Origin of the sequence: Glaesserella australis (assembly GCF_003260095.1) — a bacterium.
Classification (GTDB): Bacteria; Pseudomonadota; Gammaproteobacteria; order Enterobacterales; family Pasteurellaceae; genus Glaesserella; species Glaesserella australis.
Window position 1 is genome coordinate 1 of record NZ_PTPX01000008.1, and the last position, 21,237, is coordinate 21,237.

The following is a 21,237-nucleotide window of genomic DNA, read 5'->3' on the forward strand; positions in this document are numbered from 1 at the left end:
CGAATATTGGCAAAAAGGACAGTTTTTTATTCATATTTCAAAAAGGTAGCTTAAAGCCTTGTACTATAAGGCTTTAAGCTCATTTTTACCAACTATTTTGTCCTATATGCCTTTTTATCGACATAGTAGACAAGGCATAATAGACAAAAGGTTGGTGTTTTGCAAAACTATGTCTCTATTGAACAAAAGGGTTGGTTTTATTATTTTCAAATAGTAATTACCAACCTTTTTGTCTACTATGCCTTTATGATGTTATTAAGCACAACAAGAGATTTTGGGCTTAGTCACACCCGCCATTTCACTCAATTCATCCATTCTATTGATCGTAATATATTTACCTTGCACAGTAATCATACCACTTTTTTGGAAACGACCGAGTAAACGGCTGATAGTTTCAATCGTTAAGCCAAGATAATTACCAATATCTCCACGGGTCATCGTTAAGCGGAATTCGCGAGCAGAAAAGCCACGAGCAGCATAGCGCTGGGATAAGTTATAGATAAATGCAGCCAATTTTTCTTCGGCACTCATTTTAGAGAGTAATAAAATCATTTCTTGATCACTTTTAATTTCATTACTCATTAAACGCATGATTTGATGACGAATTTTAGGCATTTTACCTGCAAGATCGTCTAAAATATCAAAAGGAATTTCACAAATCATCGATGTTTCAAGCGCTTGTGCAAATCCAACATGTTTCATATCAGTAATTGCATCAAAGCCAACAAGATCTCCAGGTAAATGGAATGCAGTAATTTGCTCTTCCCCATTTTCACTTATTGTATAGCTTTTAATTGTTCCTGAACGGATCGCATAAATGGAACGCAACTCATCTCCCGATTGGAAGATAATTTGTGATTTTTGAACCGGTTTTTTACGTTCAATAATATTATCTAGTTGGGTTAATTCATGTTCATTGAGTGTAAAAGGTAAGCATAATTGACTGATACTACAATTTTGACAGTGAATTGTGCAGGCTGTTCTTCCATTTGCTTTAAAATCAGATACAATTTTCATAAGAAACCATCCTAAAGTTTGATTTAGGGCAAATTTTAACATTTTTTTAGGGAATTATGAATAGAATAATTCTTATTTGGAGTGAAAATGGCTGCAGAAAAATTGACCAAGAAACGATTAATTCAGATAAGCATCATGCTTGCTATTTTAGTGTTAGTATTTTTACTGAGAACTTACAATTATATTTAAACAAAAATAGCGGAATTTTCCCTATTTCTATCTTATAAACCTAATTTTTCTTTATAATGTAAACGACAAACGGAAAGGTAACTATCATTTCCGCCAATTTGGATTTGATCTCCATCTTTAACAGCTTCACCGTTTTCATTCATTCGAATCACAAATCCTGCTTTACGACCACAATAACAGATTGTCTTAAGCTCTTCTAATTGATCTGCCCATGCTAGTAGATAGCGACTTCCTTCAAATAATTCCGCTTGGAAATCCGTACGCAAGCCATAGCAGAGAACGGGAATTTTAAGTTTATCAACGACTTCAGTAAGTTGGTAAACTTGTTTTTTAGTTAAAAATTGAGCTTCATCAATAAGAATACAATGCAATTTTTCATTTGCAATATGCTGGAAAATTTCATCAAATAAGTCACTTTCTGCATTAAATAAGCGCGCATCCTGTGAAATACCAATTCGAGATGAAACCTTTCCAACACCATAACGGTCATCAATCGCTGCAGTATATACAAGCGTATTCATGCCTCGTTCCTGATAATTATATGAAGATTGCAGTAATGTCGTTGACTTCCCAGCATTCATTGCTGAGTAATAAAAGTAAAGTTTAGCCATAGAATAAGATCATAAAAAACGGCTAATTTACTTAGCCGTTTTCAATAAATACAATTAAACGTTATCAATTTGACCTAAAAGAGAACGTAAACGATCTTGGAAACCTTGATGTTCAGCTTTAAGTTGTTCATGTTCTTGACGCAATGACTCGTTTGCACGATTTGCTTCATCATTTTTTCCTTTAAGCTCTTCAACTTCTAATTGAAGTAATTGAATAGTCTCTACTGCTTGTTTAATTTTTTCTTCAAGTTGGTCTAAGATAGTCACTGACATAATGTTTTCCTCTAAATTAGGTGAGATAGATAATGTAAAGATTTTACCCTAATTAGAAGTGTTTTTCATTATAAAGTTCTGATTTATAGGTAAAAAAATCCCCTAACGAGTTGTTAGGGGATAACTGAAATTATTTTACACGAGAAACATATTCGCCTGAACGGGTATCAACACGAATCACTTCGCCGATTTGGACGAAAAGTGGTACACGAACTACCGCACCAGTGCTTAATGTTGCTGGTTTACCGCCAGTACCTGCTGTATCACCTTTTAAGCCCGGATCAGTTTCAATCACTTCTAATTCAACGAAGTTTGGTGGTGTTACACCAATCGCAGAGCCGTTCCATAATGTGATGATACACTCTGCTTGATCGACTAACCATTTGTCGTTATCGCCTAACGCTTTTGCGTCCACAGAAATTTGCTCGAATGTTTCTGGGTGCATAAAGTACCAGAAATCTTCATCTTTGTAAGAGTAGGTGTAGTTGTAATCAACAACGTCTGCTGCTTCAACGGTTGAACCTGATTTGAAGTTAATCTCTAACACTTTGCCAGAGATAAGTTTACGGATTTTAGTACGGGTAAATGCTTGACCTTTACCTGGTTTTACGAATTCGTTTTCAACGATAACACAAGGTTCGCCATCTTGGATAAATTTTAAACCCGGTTTGAAATCATTTGTGCTGTAACTAGCCATTGTGATCCTCAGAATTTTAGATAAATAACGCCCAAAGGGCTAAGAAATAAAAAGATGCATATCATACACTAAAAACTGCTAATAATTAAAACTTTTCTTAACACTAGCAGATTAAACCATTTCAGGTATAATCAGCTCCTTTCAATTAAACAAGGAACGAAAATGAAAAAAGCTGTATTAATGGGCGTGGTACTTGCCCTGACTGTTTCAACGGTTCAAGCGAAAAAAGCAGGGGGAATGAAATTCTCTTCAAGTAAGAAAACCCCAGCGACTGTGCAACAATCTCAAACTACACAACAAAAAGCCGATGCGGATTTCAACAATACGCCAAATCAAGCAATGCCAAACGCAGGGGCGGCTCAACAGGCTCAAGGCAACCGCTTAGGTAATTTTGTTACAGGTGCAGCGGCTGGCTATCTATTAAGTGAAGCCCTTTCACCAACGGAAGCACAGGCTCAAACGACAACACAAACACCTGCAGAGCAATTAACGCAACAAGTACAACAAGCTACACCTACTATTCCAACATTTAAAGCGATTGATCCGCAAAATGACCCTTATCTTATTGAGAAAACCCCGGGCTATTTGCGTTACTGCTTAAATGGTGTGCAATATATGGTGGGCACCAACAACAGCCAACTGCCGCCAACGCTAATGGTGGATAAAACTAATGCACCTGTTCAATGTGTGATTAGCCAATAACATTCATTAAAATAAAAGGGGCAAGGTTGAACATTCAATTTCACGACACAAAAAAGGCAAAATGGTTGCAGGATTTAGCGGACGCATTTAACCGTCCTGAAGATCTGTTACAGTTCCTTGAGCTAGATGTTGCAGATTTTCAGCAAGATCTACCCGCTCGTAAATTATTTGCCTTAAGAGTACCACGCCCCTTTGCTGAAAAAATGAAAAAAGGGGATCGCACCGATCCCCTTTTTTTACAAGCGGTCACATTGCAAGATGAATTTGCAAATGTCGATGGCTTCGTTACCGACCCGCTAGAAGAACAACATTCGCCAGCCCCTAACATTTTGCATAAATACCATAACCGCTTGTTATTTATGCTAAAAAATAGCTGTGCGATTAACTGCCGTTACTGCTTCCGTCGCCATTTTCCCTATGATGAAGTGAAAAGTGGCAAAGAGACGTGGAGCAAAAGCCTTGCCTACATTGCAGAGCATAAAGAAGTCGAAGAAGTGATTTTGTCTGGCGGAGATCCGCTCATGGCAAAAGACCACGAAATTGACTGGATTTTGACGCAATTAGAGCAAATCCCACATATCAAAACCTTACGCATTCACAGTCGCTTACCTGTGGTGATCCCCAATCGTATCACGGACGAATTATGTGAACGGTTATCGCAAAGCCGGTTGAATGTGGTGCTTGTGACACATATCAACCACGCAAATGAAATTGACGCTACATTTGCCGAGAAAATGCAGAAGTTAAAGCAAAGTAATGTGATGTTGCTCAATCAATCTGTGTTACTCAAAGGGGTAAACGATCACGCAGAAACGCTGAAAGCCTTGAGCGATAAGCTATTTAGCTACGGTATTTTGCCTTACTACTTGCATTTGCTTGATAAAGTCGCAGGGGCAAGCCATTTCTATATTGATGATCATCAAGCCTTTGAAATTTATCGGGAATTACAGCGGATCACGTCAGGCTACCTTGTGCCAAAACTTGCCCGTGAAATTGCCAAAGAGCCGAATAAGACGTTGATGGGCTAACAAGCGGGGAGATTCTTTCGTTTTTTTGCAAAATTTACCCCAAAACAGACCGCTTGCTTGTGCTAAAATCTTGCCAAATTTTCAACTTAGGATTTCTCAATGAACAAGCAAGGCAAACCTTTTATTCTGCATTCTCCTTTTAAACCGTCAGGCGATCAGCCGACCGCTATCGCCAAACTGGTTGAAGGTTTAAATGATGGCTTGGCACATCAAACCTTGCTTGGCGTAACAGGCTCGGGCAAAACCTTTACCATTGCGAATGTGATTGCGACTTTAAACCGTCCTGCGATGGTGCTTGCCCCGAACAAAACCCTTGCGGCACAGCTTTATGCCGAGATGAAAGCCTTTTTTCCTGAAAATGCGGTGGAGTATTTCGTTTCCTACTACGATTACTATCAGCCCGAAGCCTATGTGCCAGCGAGCGATACCTTTATTGAAAAAGATGCGTCAATCAACGAACAGATCGAGCAGATGCGACTATCGGCAACCAAATCTTTTTTAGAACGGAGAGATACCATTGTGGTGGCATCGGTTTCCGCTATTTACGGTTTGGGCGATGTGGACGCTTATATGCAGATGATGTTGCATTTACAAGTGGGCGAGATGATCGACCAACGCAAAATTCTCTCACGCTTAGCCGAATTGCAATACACCCGTAACGACCAAGCCTTTCAGCGTGCGACTTTCCGTGTGCGTGGCGAAGTGATCGATATTTTCCCTGCCGAATCGGACGATGTGGCATTGCGTGTTGAGCTGTTTGACGATGAAATCGAAAATTTATCGCTGTTCGACCCTTTGACTGGGCATAGTTTAGGGCGTGTGCCACGTTATACCATTTACCCGAAAACCCACTACGTTACGCCACGAGAGCGGATTTTAGAAGCGATTGAGCAAATTAAAGCGGAGCTTGCCGACCGTCGAACCTATTTCATCAAAGAGAATAAATTGTTAGAAGAACAGCGGATCGCTCAACGAACACAATTTGACATTGAGATGATGAACGAGTTGGGCTACTGTTCGGGGATTGAAAACTACTCACGCTATCTATCGGGCAGAAAAGAGGGCGAACCGCCGCCGACTTTGTTCGACTATATGCCGTCCGATGGCTTGCTGATTATTGATGAATCTCACGTTACCGTGCCACAAATCGGCGGAATGTTTCGTGGCGACCGAGCGAGAAAAGAAACGTTGGTGCAATACGGCTTCCGCTTGCCGTCAGCATTAGATAACCGGCCGCTTCGTTTTGAAGAGTTTGAACGGTTATCGCCGCAGACGATCTATGTTTCGGCAACGCCCGGACCGTATGAATTAGAGAAAAATCCTGAGGTGGTCGATCAAGTGGTTCGCCCGACAGGATTGCTTGATCCGATTATCGAAGTTCGCCCTGTGGCAACGCAAGTTGATGATCTATTATCGGAAATCCATAAACGTGTGGCGGTGGACGAGCGAGTGTTAGTTACCACGCTGACAAAAAAAATGGCGGAAGATTTAACCGATTATCTGGACGAACACGGCGTACGAGTGCGTTATCTGCACAGCGACATCGACACGGTCGAGCGGGTGGAAATTATCCACGATTTGCGAATAGGAATGTTCGATGTGCTAGTTGGGATCAACTTATTGCGTGAAGGCTTGGATATGCCTGAAGTGTCGCTTGTCGCCATTTTAGATGCGGACAAAGAGGGCTTTTTGCGTTCCGAACGTTCACTTATTCAAACGATTGGACGTGCCGCCCGAAATCTCAACGGTAAAGCGATTTTATACGGCGACCGAATCACCAATTCAATGCAAAAAGCGATCACCGAAACGGAACGCCGCCGCGAGAAACAGCAAAAATACAACGAAGAAAACGGCATTGTGCCACAAGCCTTAAACAAAAAAGTCGGCGAATTGCTCGACATCGGACAAACCGACAAACCAAAACGTGGCAAACAAGCGGTCAAAAAAGCTGAAAATTCTGCAAATGAATACAAACCAAAATCTCGCAAAGAGCTTGAGAAAGAACTCAAAACGCTTGAACAGCAAATGAGAGATTTTGCTAAAGATCTTGAGTTTGAAAAAGCGGCGGCGGTGCGGGATAAGATTGGGCAGTTGAAAGCGTATTTGTTAGAGATTTAATTGATACCACGTTTATTAGGGACCGTTGATAATAGTAATAAAGTAGGGACACACTGCGTGTGTCCGTTGAAAATTCCCTTTATGCAGCCGTTAGATTAGGCGGACACACGCAGTGTGTCCCTACATTTTGGGGTAAATTAAAGACATTTTATAAATTATCAACAACCCCTAAAATTCATTGAAATTTTTATGAAAAGTTTTATGCTTAGCGACGGAATTTTCCACACAAGCATTTAATTTCAAATCTAACTTTAATATATGGAGGAACTTATGGCATTAGGTTGGTATGAACTAAAATTGGCAAAAGACGGACAATTTATGTTCAACTTAAAAGCGGCGAACAGCCAAACAATTTTAACGAGTGAGTTATACAAAACTCGTGCAGCCGCTGAAAATGGTATTGCATCTGTACAAAAAAATGGGGTTGATGAAACCAAATTTGAGTTAAAAACCACAAAAAGCGATCAACCGTACTTTATTTTAAAAGCGGGAAATCATCAGGAAATTGGTCGCAGTGAATATTACTCATCAAAAGCAGCTGCACAAAATGGGATTAAGTCTGTTATCAACAATGCAGCGACAACAGTAATTAAAGATAAAACAGCTGAAGCATAATTTCACTAGATAACAAAACTCAGCATCCCAGTTGGGGGAGCAAGCTGATTAAAGTATATTCTTTATCTGTTGTGAAAATAAAATATGAGAGTTTCTTTTTTAGATTGAATTTAGTACTCATCTTCTAAACTGGAAACTCTCACTTTTTAGCGTAGATTGTCAGATCAAGTCTGTTCTTCTACATATTATTCTACTTTTGCCATTTCAAATTCAATCAGCATCATCAGAATATGGATCACTTTGATATGAATTTCTTGGATTCTATCTGCATAACGGAAATGGGGTACACGAATTTCAACATCTGCAAGACCAGCCATTTGCCCACCATCTTTTCCCGTCATTGCAATGACTTTCATCCCCTTCTCTTTTGCTGCTTTAATTGCATTTAATACATTTTTAGAGTTTCCTGATGTTGATAAACCAAATAAAACATCACCTTTTTGACCAACCGCTTCAACATAACGAGAAAAAACATATTCATAGCCAAAATCATTACTTACACAACTTAAATGGCTCACATCTGAAATCGCAATAGCAGGATAACCTGGACGGTTTTCACGATAACGCCCTGTTAACTCTTCGGCAAAATGCATTGCGTCACAATGCGAGCCACCATTACCACAAGAAAGGACTTTCCCCCCTTGCTTAAAACTGTCCGAAATCAGTAATGCTGCCTGTTGAATCAACGCCAGATTTTGTTTATCGCTAACAAATTTATCCAAAACTTGCTGTGCTTCTTGTAATTCTGCAAGAATTTGTTGTTGGTACATAACATGATCCTTTTTGAAAAATAATTAATAAATCTTACCGCTTACCACGGTCAGTAGGTAAAAGTCTAACACACTCACTTACACTTAACACTATGAAAAAGACAATAAATTAGGTAAAATCGTTCCGTTTTATTATTTAATAAAAGGATAATCTCAACATGATCAATGAAATCAAAAAAGACACGCAAGAGCGTATGGAAAAAAGCCTTGAAGCACTAAAAGGACACATTGCAAAAATTCGTACAGGCCGTGCTCAACCAAGTTTATTAGATGGTATTCAAGTAGAATACTATGGTTCTGCAACACCGCTTCGTCAATTAGCAAATGTTGTGGCAGAAGATGCTCGCACATTAGCTGTTACCGTATTTGACCGTTCTTTAATTAGTGCGGTTGAGAAAGCTATTTTGACTTCTGATTTAGGTTTAAACCCATCATCAGCAGGTACAACAATTCGTGTTCCGCTTCCACCATTAACAGAAGAACGTCGCCGTGACTTAATTAAAATCGTTAAAGGCGAAGGTGAACAAGGCAAAGTAGCTATTCGTAATGTACGTCGTGATGCAAATGATAAAATCAAGGCATTAGAAAAAGAAAAACAAATCAGTGAAAACGATGAGCGTAAAGCACAAGAAGATATCCAAAAAATCACTGATACGTACATTAAAAAAGTAGATGAAATTCTAGCGGATAAAGAAAAAGAATTGATGGATTTCTAATCCATTAACTAAGATAAAAGAAAGAGACCTTGAGTCTCTTTCTTTTTTAGTTTTTTTCGTCTAATTTATCAAATCAACTTTCTCGTTTAACAATAAATTCCGCTAAGGAAGCAAGTGCAGAGATATCAAAAGGAAGTTGTTCTAACGCTTGAATGGCGGTTTGATATAAGCTTTCTGCCTTTTGTTTTGCACCGTCTAGTCCTAATAATTTAGGGTAAGTACTTTTATCTAATGCTTCATCAGAGCCTGCAGTTTTACCAATCACTTCACTATTTCCAATCACGTCTAGAATGTCGTCTTGAACTTGGAAAGCAAGCCCGATCGCTTGAGCATATTCAACAAGTTTCTGCTTAATTTCTTGATTTTGTGCATAAATGGAAAGATTAAAACCCATCATCACAGACGCTAAAATCAATGCACCTGTTTTATTACGATGAATCAGCTCCAATTCATTAAGTGAAATGGCTTTATGTTCTGATTCTAAATCAAGGCTTTGCCCTAAGCACATGCCTTTTGCTCCAGCCGATTTGGATAGCCATTGCATCTGTGCGACTTTTTGTTCTGCACTCAGTGTTGGATCAAAAGCCAATAATTCAAAGGCAAAACTTTGCAGTGCATCGCCCGCTAAAATAGCAGTTGCTTCATCAAAGGCTATATGGCAGGTCGGCTTGCCACGGCGTAGTGTGTCATTATCCATGGCGGGTAAATCGTCATGAACAAGAGAATAAGCGTGAATTGCTTCCATTGCCCCAGCGGTGTGATCCAGTTGTTCTAGTGAAACGCCTAACATTTTCCCTGTCGCATAGATTAAAAAAGGGCGAACACGTTTTCCACCAAGCAACACTGCATAAGACATGGCATCAACAAGCGGTGTGTTATGGGCAGAATATTGCGAAAGCTGTGTTGCAAGAAATTGGTTCACTCGCTGTTGGTAGCCAGTTAATTCAGTTAAAAGATCGTAACTCATTATTCGTAATCCGTTAGCTCAGCTTGTTCATTTTTTTGTAATAGAATTTGAATACGTTGTTCTGCTTTTTGCAAGCGTTCTTGCCCTTGTTGAACCAGTTTTACCGCTGTTTCAAATTCTGTTAAGGCTTCTTCTAAAGGTAAATCGCCTGTTTCTAAACGAGTGACAATTTCTTCGAGTTCTTTCAATGTCGTTTCAAAATCTTGAGTTGGTTTCTTCGCCATAAAACTATTCCTTTTGTAAATATCTGCCCTATTTTACTTGAGAATTCTATAAATGTAGATGGTTTTCTGTTATTGTTTGTCGCCCAATTTGGAGATACTTATGCAAGTTAAACAACTGAATCTTTATCCGATCAAATCAACTCGTGCTTATCAAGTTGAGCAAGCCTTTGTGTTGCCACAAGGTTTAAATTTTGATCGTGAATTTATGATCACCGAAACGGACGGCACCTTCATTACTGCTCGTAAAGATGGAATTTTGTATCGTATTTCGGCTTTTCCTATTTCTACGGGGCTTGTTATTCAGCGAGATACAGGGGAAAAGTGTATTGCGTTATATCAAGATTTTATTGAACTGCAATCAAGTGAAGTATGGGGAACACATTTTCTCTCTTATGTGGCAAGTGATATGGTAAATCAATGTTTGAGCCAATGGTTTCAGCGTGATGTTCAATTACGTTGGATTGGTCAACATTCTCAACGTATGGTTAAACATTTTGACTCGAATCCGTTAAGTTTTGCAGACAGTAATCCATTATTGTTGGTTTCGGAAAAATCCTTAGAACAGGTAAAAGCTTGGTCGCCAGTACCTGTTACGATGGAACAGTTTAGAGCAAATGTTGTCATAGATGGCATTCAAGCTTTTGAAGAAGAAGGATGGCGGAGAGTTAAAATTGGTGAGATAGAATTTGAGTTTGCTCAATGTTGTACCCGCTGTATTTTGATTACCCGTGATCCGAAAACGTTTGAATTAGATCCAAAGGCAGAGCCTTTTCGGACATTAAAACAACACCATACCAATGAGAATGGTAAACCAATTTTTGGTATTCATCTTGTACCTAAAAATAGTGGAGCTATTCGAGTTGGGGATCTTATTACGATTTTAGAGTAATTTTTATGCAAAAAAACAATCGCTTTATTTTATTCCCAATATTTTTCTTTATTGGATTAAATATCGTTATTTTCACCTTATCACGTTTAGGGCTGTCTTTATGGCAAGCAGAGCGTGTAACCGCTGTTGATGGATGGTTTTCCCTTTTCCTTCAAGGCTTACGTATTGATATTGTTGCACTATGCTATCTGTTTGGTGTACCTGCCTTATTTACCGTATTATTTTTACACAATAATGGTTTAGGACAGCTATGGAAAAAAATCCTAAGGGTGTGGCTAACCTTCGGTAGTGTCTTTATTCTCTTTATGGAAGCCGCAACACCTGCCTTTATTGAAACTTACGATTTCCGTCCAAACCGTCTCTTTATTGAATATCTGCTTTATCCAAAAGAAGTCTTCACGATGTTGGCTAATGGGCATTTAACAGCGGTAATCAGTAGTTTAGCGGTAACCATTATTGCTACGATTGTTTATTGGAAATTAGCTGGTTGGGCAGTGAAAGATTTACGTTTACCAAGCTGGAAAGTTCGCCCTGTGATTGCATTATTGGTGATTGCGATTGCTTTTGCTGGCGCTCGTTCTTCATTAGGACACCGTGGTATCAATCCTGCGATGGTTGCGTTTTCAAGTGACCCATTGGTAAATTCATTGGTGCTTAATTCAGGTTATTCCGTATTGTATGCGGCACAACAGCTAAAAGATGAAGAAAAATCATCAGAGCAGTACGGCAAAATGTCAGATGAAGAAATGTTGAATATTGTAAAAAATAGCCGTAATCGACCCGCTTCCGACTATATTTCTAGCGAGATTCCAACATTAACTCAAAATACGGCAAGTTACCAAGGTAAGCCAAAAAATATTGTGATTGTGCTAGAAGAGAGCTTAGGCGCACAGTTTATTGGTACTTTAGGCGGAAGACCGTTATCGCCAGAGTTTGACCAATTAGCGAAAGAAGGTTGGCTATTTGAGAATCTCTATGCAACTGGTACTCGTTCGGTTCGTGGTATTGAAGCGGTTACCGCTGGATTCACGCCAACGCCTGCTCGTGCAACGGTAAAATTAACGAAGAGCCAAAATGGATTCTTTACGATTGCAGAATTGCTACGTCGCCAAGGTTATAGTACATCCTTTATCTATGGTGGTGAAAAGCACTTTGACAATATGGCAAGCTATTTCTATGGCAATGGATTTGAAACCATTGTGGACGAAAAAGATTATAAAAATCCAAAATTTGTCTCAACGTGGGGAATGAGTGATGAAGATTTATTCGATAAAGCGAATGAGACATTCACTGAATTAGCGAAGGGCGATAAACCGTTCTTTAGCTTAGTCTTTACATCAAGTAACCACGATCCGTTTGAATTCCCAGATGGTAAAATTGAGTTATTTGATAAAGATAAACAGACCCGTAATAATGCAGCAAAATATGCAGATTATGCGTTAGGGCATTTCTTTAAGTTAGCAAAACAGTCAAATTATTGGAAAGATACAATCTTCCTTATCATTGCTGACCATGATTCTCGTGTTGCAGGTGATAGCCTTGTGCCAATTAAGCATTTCCATATTCCAGCACTGATTCTAGGTGAAAATATTGAACCGCGCCGAGATAATCGTCTTGTGAGCCAAATTGATATGCCAACAACATTACTTTCTGTTGCAGGCATTAGTGGCGAATATCCAATGATTGGTTTTGATTTAACAAAAGATGTGAATCCAAATCGTGCATTTATGCAATACGATCAAACCCAAGCGATGATGAAAGGTAAAGATGTTATTATTTTGAAGCCAAATCAAGTGCCACAAGGTTATGAATATGATAAAGCAAACGAAAAACTCAATCCAAAAGAGCAATCTGAAGAGATGAAAAAAGAAGCTTTAGCACATGCCTTATTGGGTAGTTACTTATATAAAAATCAATTATATAAACTACCAACTGTAAAAGACTAACCGTTTTATACAGTTTAGGGCGGGATTATCCCCGCCCGTTAAATTTGGGTATGTTATGCTACAGACATATCACATGCAAAAGTAGCAACTATTTTGTCCTATATGCCATAAAAAAACCGAGTAACATAAAATTACTCGGTTTTTTCATAACAAGATTATTTATTCTCTTGTACTTCACTATTTGCTACAGAGTTCCCTAATGGTTGCTCATTTTCATCTGAAACTCTTGTTTTACCTTCTTCCTTTGTTCCTTCTGATGGTGGCGTAGTTGTATTACTATCATTATTACCTACATCACTCCAACCTGCAGGTTCACCGACTGGCTTACGTTCCATCAAGTTTTTGATTTGTGGCACATCGATGGTTTCATACTTCATTAAAGCATCTTTCATTGCATGCAAGATATCCATATTGTCAGTTAATACTTGTCTTGCACGCTCATAGTTACGATCAATGATTTTACGCACTTCTTCATCAATTAACTGCGCTGTAGCTTCTGAAACAACACGTGGTGCGCCAAAGCCTTCTTCCTCTTTATAAAGGATTGGACCAAGATTTTCAGAGAAGCCCCATTCTGTTACCATACGGCGAGCGATATTAGAAGCAACTTGGATATCACTTGATGCACCTGTTGAGATATTCTCTTTACCGTAAATTAACTCTTCAGCTAAACGTCCACCATAGGTGCTGGCTAATTTGCCTTCAAGTTGTTTTTGGCTAATGCTCACTTTATCCCCTTCTGGTAAGAAGAAGGTGACGCCCAATGCACGTCCACGAGGAATGATCGTTACTTTATGCACGGGATCGTGTTCAGGCATTAAGTAGCCCACAATCGCATGACCTGCTTCATGATATGCGGTAGAAATTTTTTGCTCTTCCGTCATAATCATAGAACGGCGCTCAGGTCCCATATTGATTTTATCTTTGGCTTTCTCAAAATCATTCATGGTGACAACACGTTGGTTCGCACGGGCTGAGAATAAAGCCGCTTCATTAACTAAATTCGCTAATTCCGCACCTGAATAACCCGGTGTACCACGGGCAATAATCATTGGATCAACATCTGGCGCAAGCGGTACTTTCTTCATATGAACTTTCAAAATTTGCTCACGGCCTTTTACATCTGGCAATCCAACCATTACTTGACGGTCAAAACGTCCTGGACGAGTTAACGCATTATCTAGCACATCAGCACGGTTTGTTGCAGCAATGATAATAATTCCTTCGCTACCTTCAAAACCGTCCATTTCAACGAGCATTTGGTTTAAGGTTTGCTCACGCTCATCGTGTCCGCCACTAAAACCTGCACCGCCACGCTTACGTCCAACCGCATCAATCTCATCAATAAAGATAATACAAGGTGCATTTTTCTTCGCTTGGTCAAACAAGTCACGTACACGAGAAGCCCCTACGCCCACGAACATTTCAACGAAATCTGAACCCGCCATCGTAAAGAACGGTACATTCGCTTCCCCTGCAATCGCCTTAGCCAATAAAGTTTTACCTGTTCCTGGTGGGCCAACCATTAAAATACCTTTTGGAATACGACCGCCAAGTTTTTGGAATTTGCTTGGATCACGCAAGAAATCAACCACTTCAGCAACTTCTTCTTTGGCTTCATCACAGCCTGCCACATCACTAAAGCGAGTTTTGATTTGATCTGGTGCGATCATTTTCGCTTTGCTCTTGCCAAAGCCCATCGCTCCACGACCGCCACCGCCTTGCATTTGGCGCATATAAAAAACCCAGAAACCAATGAGAATAATCATTGGGAACCAAGAAATTAAAATTTGTGATAATAATCCACGACGCTCTGCGGGTTCACCGATCACCTTGACGTTTTTATTTAAGAGATCGTTCAACAAATCACGGTCATACATTGGCATTACCGTTTGATATTCAGAACCATCTACTTTAGCAACGGTAATGACTTCATCATTACTTTTGAAATTCACTTCTTTTAAACGGTTTTGTTTTAAATCGTCAATAAAGGTTGAATACTCTACTCTATTTGTATTACTGAAATTGCTTTCAAAGCCTTGGAACGCTGTCATCAACGTAATACCAATGACAACCCAAAGCAAAATATTTTTAAACATATCGTTCAAGGCGATTACCTCTTTTTATTAAAAAACTTGTCAAGATTACTATAATTTCACAGGATATGCCACATTATCCTTTGTAGCCTGTGGCGACAATATACACTTCACGAGAACGGTCACGAGAAGCTTCAGGTTTACGAACTTTTACCGTACTGAAGAGTGAGCGAATTTCACGAAGATATTCATCAAATCCTTCCCCTTGGAACACTTTGACAACAAAACTACCTTTTGGTGCTAACACTTGACGACACATATCTAATGCAAGCTCAACCAAATACATCGCTCTTGGAATATCCACAGAAGGCATTCCGCTAAAATTCGGTGCCATATCTGACATTACGACATCCACTTTGCCTTCGCCTACGCGTTCTAGCAACGCATTTAAAACACTCTCTTCACGGAAGTCGCCTTGCAAGAAATCAACCCCAACAATCGGATTCATATCCAAAATATCACAAGCAATCACCCGCCCTTTATCACCGATTTGCGTGACAACGTATTGGGACCAACCACCTGGCGCAGCCCCTAAATCCACAACAGTCATGCCGTGCTTAAATAAGCGGTCAGTTTGTTGAATTTCGTCTAATTTAAAATAGGCACGTGAACGAAGTTTCTGTTTATGTGCCTTTTGAACGAATTGATCTTTAAAATGTTCTGCAAGCCAACGTGACGAGCTTGCACTGCGTTTTCTACCCATTATCTACTCTAATTACCTAAAAATTGCCGTCTATAATAAGGCTGAAATGGCTGATTTCAAGGGAAAAGTTAAAATTTTGTTGGTAGCTCATTCAATTTTACAAAAAACAGCTCGGATCTGACCGCTTGTATTTGCTCGAAATGGTAACTTTTCGATATAATCGCTAAAATTTTTGCCAATGTGGCATTTTTTCATTTTACAGAGGACAGATTTATGGGCTTTTTAGCTGGAAAACGTATTTTAATCACAGGTTTAGCAAGCAACCGTTCTATCGCTTACGGTATTGCTAAATCAATGAAAGAACAAGGTGCAGAATTAGCATTTACCTATTTAAACGATAAACTTCAACCACGAGTAGAAGAATTTGCAAAAGAATTTGGTGCAGAGATCGTCTTACCATTAGACGTTGCAACAGATGAAAGCATCACAAACTGCTTTGCGGAATTAAGCAAAAAATGGGAAAAATTTGACGGTTTTGTTCATGCGATTGCCTTTGCACCAGGTGATCAATTAGATGGCGACTATGTAAACGCCGCTACCCGTGAAGGCTACCGCATTGCTCATGACATCAGTGCATACAGCTTTGTGGCAATGGCACAAGCCGCTCGCCCATTCTTAAATAAAGATGCGGCGTTATTAACTCTCTCTTACTTAGGGGCAGAACGTGCTATTCCAAACTACAACGTAATGTGTTTAGCGAAAGCATCACTTGAAGCGGCAACACGTGTTATGGCAGCAGATTTAGGTAAAGAAGGTATTCGTGTTAATGCCATCTCAGCAGGTCCAATCCGTACCCTTGCAGCATCAGGTATCAAAAACTTCAAGAAAATGCTTGCTGCCTTTGAACAAACCGCTGCATTACGTCGTACAGTAACGATTGAAGATGTCGGTAACTCTGCGGCATTCTTATGTTCAAACTTAGCATCAGGTGTTACAGGTGAAGTATTACACGTTGATGCAGGTTTCAGCATCACCGCAATGGGCGAATTAGGCGAAGAGTAATCGCCCAAAAACAATAAGGACAGGATTATGCCTGTCCTTTTTTATTTAAAATATCAGAAGCGATGATTATCCTAAAAATTTACAAAATACTCATTTAATCTTACCGCTTATAAATACCTAAAAGATTAAAGCTTCATACCTTACTTAATGTGTAACAACTAAAAAATCACAATTTCCTCAGACAGCCCACCCGAAATCCGCTATAATCATCATGCTTTGTCGGTGCATTTCGCACTCTTTTTTATTTTATTAACTCGAGAATTTATGTTTCAAAACAATCCCCTATTAGCTCAATTAAAACAACAAATTGAAGCAAGCAAAGAATATGTCGAAGGCGTGGTGAAAACCTCAGATAAAAGTTACGGCTTTTTAGAATGTGAGAAAAACAGCTATTTCATTCCCCCTGCGGAGATGAAAAAAGTGATGCACGGCGATAAAGTCAAAGCGGTGGTAAAACGTGACGGTGATAAAGAGCAAGTGGAAATCGACAGCTTGCTAGAGCCAATGTTAGAACGCTTTATTGCACAAGTCCGTTTTAATAAAGACGGCAAATTACAACTGGCAGTCGATCACCCGAATATTAGCAACTTTATCCCTGCCAATACCCAGAAAAAAGTCACCGAAACCCTTGAAAACGGCGACTGGGTGGTGGCACAACTGAAAACCCACCCGTTGCGAGATGATCGCTTTTTCTTCGCTCAAGTAACACAATTTATCTGTAAAGCGGACGACAATTTTGCACCTTGGTGGGTAACATTAGCTCGCCATGAACAACCACGAGAGCCAGTCGCCAACGAAAAAAGCTATGAACTGCACGATCAGATTGAACGTGAAGATCTCACGCATCTCTACTTTACTACTATCGACAGTGCTAGCACTAAGGATATGGACGATGCCTTGTATGTGGAACCGATTGATGAAAACGGCACACAAACGGGCTGGCGTTTGGTAGTCGCGATTGCTGATCCGACCGCTTACATTCCTGAAAATTCAGCGATTGAGAAAGCTGCTCGCCAACGCTGTTTTACCAACTACTTACCAGGCTTTAACATTCCGATGTTGCCACGAGAGCTGTCGGACGATCTCTGCTCTCTTGTGCCAAATGAGAAACGCCCTGCCTTAGTCAGCTATATTGAGACCGATTTGCAAGGCAATGTGATTGGGGAAACGCGTTTTGTGTCGGCGTGGGTGAACTCAAAAGCTCGCCTTGTGTATGATGAAGTGTCTGACTATCTTGAAAAAATCGAAAATCATTGGACACCTGATTGTGCCGAAACGGAACAGCAGATCAACTGGTTACATCAATTCACTTTGGCTCGTATCGACTGGCGTAGCAAAAATGCCCTGCTCTTTAAAGAACAAGGGGATTATAGCTTTGAATTAGAAGAAAATGGCGCAGTAAAAGCGATCCATTTGGACTATCGTCGCATTGCAAATCAAATGATCGAAGAATCGATGATCATTGCCAACATTTGTGCCGCACAGTTCTTGGATAAACACGCTCACACGGGCGTATTCAATACTCACTCAGGGTTTGATAGCAAAAATTTAGAGCCTGCTCGTAAGTTTTTACTGGATACCTTAGCGACCGATGAAAACCGTGAAATGCTTTCTGAACGCTATGCACCTGAACGTTTAAGTACGTTGGACGGCTACTGTGAAATGCGTCGTGATATTGAGCAGTTCCCTGAAAACTTCTTGGAAATGCGTTTACGCCGTTATTTGACCTTTGCTGAATTTAAAGCAACATCTGCACCACATTTAGGCTTAGGCATTAGCCATTATGCAACTTGGACATCGCCGATCCGTAAATATGGCGATATGGTCAATCACCGTTTGATTAAACAAGTGTTGGCAAACCAAACTGCTACGCCTGTGGACGAAAGTATTTTGGCTCGTCTACAAGAAGCCCGTAAGCAAAACCGAATGGTTGAGCGAGATATTGCTGATTGGCTTTACGCCCGTTATCTTGCCCCAATGGTTGAGCAAAATATCGAATTTGACGGCGAAATCCACGATGTCTCTCGTGGCGGTTTGCGAGTAAAAGTGATTGAAAACGGAACATCGATTTTCGTGCCGTTCTCGACGTTGCACAATAACAAAGAAGAAATGCTGTTCAGCCCTGAAGAAATCGCCCTTTACATCAAAGGCGAAAAAGCCTACCAAATCGGACAAGCGGTTCGAGTGAAACTCAAAGAAGTGAGAGTGGAAACGAGATCGATTGTGGGCGAATTGCTTATCTAATCTTTTACTTTTACAAGCGGTCAGATGCTGTCTTACATTTGCAAAATTTTCACGGGATCTGACCGCTTGCTACTTTTGGGGAAACTATGGCGACTTATATTATCGGTGACTTACACGGCTGTTTTGACGAATTTCAACAACTGCTCAAACAAGCGAATTTCGATCCAAATCAAGACGAACTTTGGCTTACAGGGGATTTAGTTGCCCGTGGCGATGATTCGCTCTCTTGCTTACGTTACGTCAAATCACTCGGTGAAAAAGCAACGGTCGTTTTAGGCAACCATGATTTACATCTGCTTTCCACGTTACAAGGCATTAAATCAGTTAAACCGAAAGATAAGGTTGATGCAATATTTCAAGCGGAAGATCGTGAAGATCTGCAAAATTGGCTACTAAACCGACCGCTTGTTGCTCAACATCCAGTACATAAATTCATTCTAGTTCATGCAGGGATTAGTCCTGAATGGGATTTAGCGACAACATTCGCTTGTGCAAAGGAAGTTGAAGCTGTTTTGCAAAGTGATAAGTTCAATACACTACTTTCTCAAATGTATGCCAATACACCAGAACGTTGGAATACTGACTTACAAGGCATTGAACGCTTGCGTTATAGCATTAATGTGTTTACCCGAATGCGTTTTTGCTATGCTGACAAGCGGTTAGATTTTGATTGTAAATTACCCGTAGAAGAAGCACCTGCAGAACTCAAACCTTGGTTTGAATTAGATAATCCGCTTTATCAACAATATCCGATTATTTTTGGTCACTGGGCAAGTTTGATTGGCTATACAACGCCCCCAAATATCTATGCATTAGATACCGGCTGTGTTTGGGGTAATCATCTCACCATGTTGAGATGGGAAGATAAGCAGATTTTTACACAAAATCGCTTAAAATTGGATTAAAAACAAGCGGTTGGTATTTTGACTCTTGCAACCCACCGCTTTTTTCTCTAAAATACATCTCGTTTTTATGCGAATATAGCTCAGTTGGTTAGAGCACCACCTTGACATGGTGGGGGTCACTGGTTCGAGTCCAGCTATTCGCACCACTATTCCAATCCCAGCTTTATAAAGCTGGGATTTTTCTTTTTAAACTTCTCCCATTTCACTCTGTTTGCTAAACGAATGCCAATATTCGCCATGTGGCAAAATAGATACCTTTATCGTTTCACCTTGATAGCAAAACTCAAGTTGATAGGCATGGAGATAAAGTCTATCGGCTTGGTCACCACCATAACGATCGTCGCCTAAAATTGGGCTACCTAAACTTTTCATGGCAACTCTTAATTGATGTGTTTTACCCGTTTTAGGTTTTAACTCAAAAAGACGTAGATTGGGTGAAATAGATTGAGAGCTAAAATGGGTAATTGCAGGGTTTTCTTTTGTGTGTGTGAGTTTCCAACAACCATTTCGTGTTTTTTGCATATCGCCCACAATTTTTCCCTGTTTCTTTTTTGGTTTATGGTTTGATAACGCCCAATAGGTCTTTTGAATTTGGTGGTTTGCAAATAAATCATAAAATCGTACCGCTGCGACTTTATTTAGGGCAAGAATTAATAAACCCGACGTGCCTTTATCTAGGCGATGAGCAAGCCACACTTGCTCAACACCTAGCTGTTTAGCCACTTGTTGTGTAAATCCTATTGATTCATCGTCTTTATGTACACTGATACCCGCAGGTTTATCAATGATGACAAAATCAGTATGTTGATAACAAAGGGTAAAATTCGTCATTTTTTGCTATACTCCAAATAAAATCAAAGCATAACTGATTATTGAGAAAAAAGGAAAGCAAATGGCATTACATCTTTATTTAATCCGTCACGGTCGCACAGAGTGGAATCTTGAAGGGCGCTTACAAGGCGTAGGCGATTCGCCGTTAGTTGAAGAAGGGATTTTAGGCGCAAAAAATACCGGAAAAGCATTAGCGGAAATTCCTTTTAGTGCTTGCTATTCAAGTCTCATGAAACGAGCGCAAGACACGGCGGATTATATTATTGGCGATCGAGATATTCCCCACTTTCACCATCGTGGCTTAAATGAATTTAGTTTTGGTCGTTGGGAAGGGCAAAAATCAGCCGATTTAGTCGATCACCCTGAATATATCTTATTAAAAACCGATCCTAAGAATTATCAAGCTATTGAAAATCAAGGTGAAACCTATGAGCAACTTTATCAGCGAGTGACGAAAGCATTAGCTGAGATTATCGCTCGTCATCAAGATGGTGAAAATGTGTTGATTGTTTCACATGGAATGACGTTGACACTCTTAACGGCTGTACTGAAAGGCATACATTGGCATGATTTTCGTGATCCCGAACGTCATAGCTTTGTTGCAAATACAGCAATTAATATTGCCAAAGTCGAAAATAACCACATGGAATTGATTAAATTTAATGATGTAGAACATCTACTATAAAAATAGGGG

21 protein-coding genes and 1 tRNA gene are annotated in these 21,237 nt (G+C 39.9%); 12 read left to right on the plus strand and 10 right to left on the minus strand.

Features of this window, described 5'->3' with window-relative positions:
* Positions 1-255: 255 nt before the first annotated feature.
* From C5N92_RS04245 to efp, 4 genes are all read right to left on the minus strand, one after another.
* The gene (locus C5N92_RS04245; protein ID WP_111749623.1) at positions 256-1,017 is read right to left on the minus strand and encodes a fumarate/nitrate reduction transcriptional regulator Fnr; all 762 of its coding nucleotides are present in this window, start codon (positions 1,015-1,017) and stop codon (positions 256-258) included.
* A 221-nt stretch (positions 1,018-1,238) separates the two neighbouring features.
* Entirely contained in the window at positions 1,239-1,817 is a 579-nt protein-coding gene (locus C5N92_RS04250) for a thymidine kinase (RefSeq protein ID WP_111749624.1), read from the minus strand.
* A 54-nt stretch (positions 1,818-1,871) separates the two neighbouring features.
* Positions 1,872-2,090 (minus strand): cell division protein ZapB, encoded by a 219-nt coding sequence (gene zapB / locus C5N92_RS04255; RefSeq protein WP_111749625.1) that lies wholly within the window; start codon positions 2,088-2,090, stop codon positions 1,872-1,874.
* A gap of 130 nt (positions 2,091-2,220) precedes the next feature.
* Complete coding sequence (gene efp / locus C5N92_RS04260; RefSeq protein WP_016528144.1) at positions 2,221-2,787, minus strand: elongation factor P; 567 nt, start codon at positions 2,785-2,787, stop codon at positions 2,221-2,223.
* Positions 2,788-2,949: 162 nt separating this feature from the next.
* Between efp and C5N92_RS04265 the strand changes: the two genes are divergently transcribed.
* The 4 genes from C5N92_RS04265 (at position 2,950) to C5N92_RS04280 (ending at position 7,250) form a co-directional block, all read left to right on the plus strand.
* Complete coding sequence (locus C5N92_RS04265; RefSeq protein ID WP_111749626.1) at positions 2,950-3,489, plus strand: hypothetical protein; 540 nt, start codon at positions 2,950-2,952, stop codon at positions 3,487-3,489.
* Between the two features lie 26 nt (positions 3,490-3,515).
* Positions 3,516-4,517, plus strand: coding sequence for an EF-P beta-lysylation protein EpmB (gene epmB / locus C5N92_RS04270; protein ID WP_111749627.1), 1,002 nt, complete (start codon positions 3,516-3,518; stop codon positions 4,515-4,517).
* A 99-nt stretch (positions 4,518-4,616) separates the two neighbouring features.
* Positions 4,617-6,635, plus strand: a complete 2,019-nt coding sequence (uvrB, locus tag C5N92_RS04275; protein ID WP_111749628.1) for an excinuclease ABC subunit UvrB — start codon at positions 4,617-4,619, stop codon at positions 6,633-6,635.
* Positions 6,636-6,905: 270 nt separating this feature from the next.
* Positions 6,906-7,250 carry a YegP family protein gene (locus tag C5N92_RS04280; RefSeq protein ID WP_111749629.1) on the plus strand — a complete coding sequence of 115 codons (345 nt, stop codon included), beginning with the start codon at positions 6,906-6,908 and terminating at the stop codon, positions 7,248-7,250.
* Between the two features lie 185 nt (positions 7,251-7,435).
* Here C5N92_RS04280 and lpcA read toward each other — a convergent pair whose 3' ends face one another.
* Complete coding sequence (lpcA, locus tag C5N92_RS04285; protein WP_111749630.1) at positions 7,436-8,020, minus strand: D-sedoheptulose 7-phosphate isomerase; 585 nt, start codon at positions 8,018-8,020, stop codon at positions 7,436-7,438.
* A 158-nt stretch (positions 8,021-8,178) separates the two neighbouring features.
* Here lpcA and frr point away from each other — a divergent pair, with 158 nt between their 5' ends.
* Complete coding sequence (gene frr, locus C5N92_RS04290) at positions 8,179-8,736, plus strand: ribosome recycling factor (protein ID WP_111749631.1); 558 nt, start codon at positions 8,179-8,181, stop codon at positions 8,734-8,736.
* Between the two features lie 73 nt (positions 8,737-8,809).
* Here the strand turns inward: frr and ispA are convergent, their stop codons facing one another.
* Positions 8,810-9,703 carry a (2E,6E)-farnesyl diphosphate synthase gene (gene ispA, locus C5N92_RS04295; protein ID WP_111749632.1) on the minus strand — a complete coding sequence of 298 codons (894 nt, stop codon included), beginning with the start codon at positions 9,701-9,703 and terminating at the stop codon, positions 8,810-8,812.
* A complete protein-coding gene (gene xseB, locus C5N92_RS04300; RefSeq protein ID WP_111749633.1) occupies positions 9,703-9,927 on the minus strand; it encodes an exodeoxyribonuclease VII small subunit in 225 nt (74 codons plus the stop codon). Before xseB ends, ispA begins: the two co-directional genes overlap by 1 nt.
* Before the next feature lie 100 nt (positions 9,928-10,027).
* Between xseB and C5N92_RS04305 the strand changes: the two genes are divergently transcribed.
* Together C5N92_RS04305 and C5N92_RS04310 are read left to right on the plus strand one after the other, a co-directional pair.
* On the plus strand, positions 10,028-10,816 hold the full coding sequence (locus C5N92_RS04305; RefSeq protein ID WP_111749634.1) for an MOSC domain-containing protein: 789 nt from the start codon (positions 10,028-10,030) through the stop codon (positions 10,814-10,816).
* A gap of 5 nt (positions 10,817-10,821) precedes the next feature.
* On the plus strand, positions 10,822-12,762 hold the full coding sequence (locus C5N92_RS04310) for an LTA synthase family protein (protein WP_111749635.1): 1,941 nt from the start codon (positions 10,822-10,824) through the stop codon (positions 12,760-12,762).
* A 155-nt stretch (positions 12,763-12,917) separates the two neighbouring features.
* Here C5N92_RS04310 and ftsH read toward each other — a convergent pair whose 3' ends face one another.
* Positions 12,918-14,861: an ATP-dependent zinc metalloprotease FtsH gene (gene ftsH / locus C5N92_RS04315; protein WP_111749636.1), complete on the minus strand. Its 1,944-nt coding sequence runs from the start codon at positions 14,859-14,861 to the stop codon at positions 12,918-12,920.
* Positions 14,862-14,934: 73 nt separating this feature from the next.
* Positions 14,935-15,561 (minus strand): 23S rRNA (uridine(2552)-2'-O)-methyltransferase RlmE, encoded by a 627-nt coding sequence (rlmE, locus tag C5N92_RS04320; RefSeq protein ID WP_111749637.1) that lies wholly within the window; start codon positions 15,559-15,561, stop codon positions 14,935-14,937.
* Positions 15,562-15,774: 213 nt separating this feature from the next.
* On the opposite strand from rlmE, the gene C5N92_RS04325 reads away from it, so the two are divergent.
* The 4 genes from C5N92_RS04325 to C5N92_RS04340 all read left to right on the plus strand — a co-directional run bounded on the left by C5N92_RS04325 (position 15,775) and on the right by C5N92_RS04340 (position 19,858).
* Positions 15,775-16,563: an enoyl-ACP reductase FabI gene (locus C5N92_RS04325; RefSeq protein WP_111749638.1), complete on the plus strand. Its 789-nt coding sequence runs from the start codon at positions 15,775-15,777 to the stop codon at positions 16,561-16,563.
* A 264-nt stretch (positions 16,564-16,827) separates the two neighbouring features.
* The gene (locus C5N92_RS04330; protein ID WP_111749639.1) at positions 16,828-18,807 is read left to right on the plus strand and encodes an exoribonuclease II; all 1,980 of its coding nucleotides are present in this window, start codon (positions 16,828-16,830) and stop codon (positions 18,805-18,807) included.
* Positions 18,808-18,893: 86 nt separating this feature from the next.
* Positions 18,894-19,712 carry a bis(5'-nucleosyl)-tetraphosphatase (symmetrical) ApaH gene (apaH, locus tag C5N92_RS04335; protein WP_111749640.1) on the plus strand — a complete coding sequence of 273 codons (819 nt, stop codon included), beginning with the start codon at positions 18,894-18,896 and terminating at the stop codon, positions 19,710-19,712.
* Positions 19,713-19,781: 69 nt separating this feature from the next.
* Positions 19,782-19,858 (plus strand) — tRNA-Val (locus C5N92_RS04340).
* 40 nt (positions 19,859-19,898) lie between these two features.
* Here the strand turns inward: C5N92_RS04340 and C5N92_RS04345 are convergent.
* A complete protein-coding gene (locus C5N92_RS04345) occupies positions 19,899-20,543 on the minus strand; it encodes a TIGR01621 family pseudouridine synthase (RefSeq protein WP_111749641.1) in 645 nt (214 codons plus the stop codon).
* Between the two features lie 61 nt (positions 20,544-20,604).
* On the opposite strand from C5N92_RS04345, the gene C5N92_RS04350 reads away from it, so the two are divergent.
* The gene (locus C5N92_RS04350) at positions 20,605-21,228 is read left to right on the plus strand and encodes a histidine phosphatase family protein (protein ID WP_111749642.1); all 624 of its coding nucleotides are present in this window, start codon (positions 20,605-20,607) and stop codon (positions 21,226-21,228) included.
* The last annotated feature ends 9 nt before the right edge of the window (positions 21,229-21,237 follow it).

What these genes read in the sequence shown, in the direction of transcription:
- C5N92_RS04305 (WP_111749634.1), top strand. Translation starts at nt 10,028, where the DNA reads ATGCAAGTTAAACAACTGAATCTTTATCCGATCAAATCAACTCGTGCT.
- C5N92_RS04245 (WP_111749623.1), bottom strand. Translation starts at nt 1,017, where the DNA reads ATGAAAATTGTATCTGATTTTAAAGCAAATGGAAGAACAGCCTGCACA.
- zapB (WP_111749625.1), bottom strand. Translation starts at nt 2,090, where the DNA reads ATGTCAGTGACTATCTTAGACCAACTTGAAGAAAAAATTAAACAAGCA.
- lpcA (WP_111749630.1), bottom strand. Translation starts at nt 8,020, where the DNA reads ATGTACCAACAACAAATTCTTGCAGAATTACAAGAAGCACAGCAAGTT.
- apaH (WP_111749640.1), top strand. Translation starts at nt 18,894, where the DNA reads ATGGCGACTTATATTATCGGTGACTTACACGGCTGTTTTGACGAATTT.
- C5N92_RS04330 (WP_111749639.1), top strand. Translation starts at nt 16,828, where the DNA reads ATGTTTCAAAACAATCCCCTATTAGCTCAATTAAAACAACAAATTGAA.
- C5N92_RS04325 (WP_111749638.1), top strand. Translation starts at nt 15,775, where the DNA reads ATGGGCTTTTTAGCTGGAAAACGTATTTTAATCACAGGTTTAGCAAGC.
- C5N92_RS04250 (WP_111749624.1), bottom strand. Translation starts at nt 1,817, where the DNA reads ATGGCTAAACTTTACTTTTATTACTCAGCAATGAATGCTGGGAAGTCA.
- rlmE (WP_111749637.1), bottom strand. Translation starts at nt 15,561, where the DNA reads ATGGGTAGAAAACGCAGTGCAAGCTCGTCACGTTGGCTTGCAGAACAT.
- xseB (WP_111749633.1), bottom strand. Translation starts at nt 9,927, where the DNA reads ATGGCGAAGAAACCAACTCAAGATTTTGAAACGACATTGAAAGAACTC.
- frr (WP_111749631.1), top strand. Translation starts at nt 8,179, where the DNA reads ATGATCAATGAAATCAAAAAAGACACGCAAGAGCGTATGGAAAAAAGC.
- ftsH (WP_111749636.1), bottom strand. Translation starts at nt 14,861, where the DNA reads ATGTTTAAAAATATTTTGCTTTGGGTTGTCATTGGTATTACGTTGATG.
- C5N92_RS04265 (WP_111749626.1), top strand. Translation starts at nt 2,950, where the DNA reads ATGAAAAAAGCTGTATTAATGGGCGTGGTACTTGCCCTGACTGTTTCA.
- efp (WP_016528144.1), bottom strand. Translation starts at nt 2,787, where the DNA reads ATGGCTAGTTACAGCACAAATGATTTCAAACCGGGTTTAAAATTTATC.
- C5N92_RS04310 (WP_111749635.1), top strand. Translation starts at nt 10,822, where the DNA reads ATGCAAAAAAACAATCGCTTTATTTTATTCCCAATATTTTTCTTTATT.
- C5N92_RS04350 (WP_111749642.1), top strand. Translation starts at nt 20,605, where the DNA reads ATGGCATTACATCTTTATTTAATCCGTCACGGTCGCACAGAGTGGAAT.
- C5N92_RS04345 (WP_111749641.1), bottom strand. Translation starts at nt 20,543, where the DNA reads ATGACGAATTTTACCCTTTGTTATCAACATACTGATTTTGTCATCATT.
- C5N92_RS04280 (WP_111749629.1), top strand. Translation starts at nt 6,906, where the DNA reads ATGGCATTAGGTTGGTATGAACTAAAATTGGCAAAAGACGGACAATTT.
- ispA (WP_111749632.1), bottom strand. Translation starts at nt 9,703, where the DNA reads ATGAGTTACGATCTTTTAACTGAATTAACTGGCTACCAACAGCGAGTG.
- uvrB (WP_111749628.1), top strand. Translation starts at nt 4,617, where the DNA reads ATGAACAAGCAAGGCAAACCTTTTATTCTGCATTCTCCTTTTAAACCG.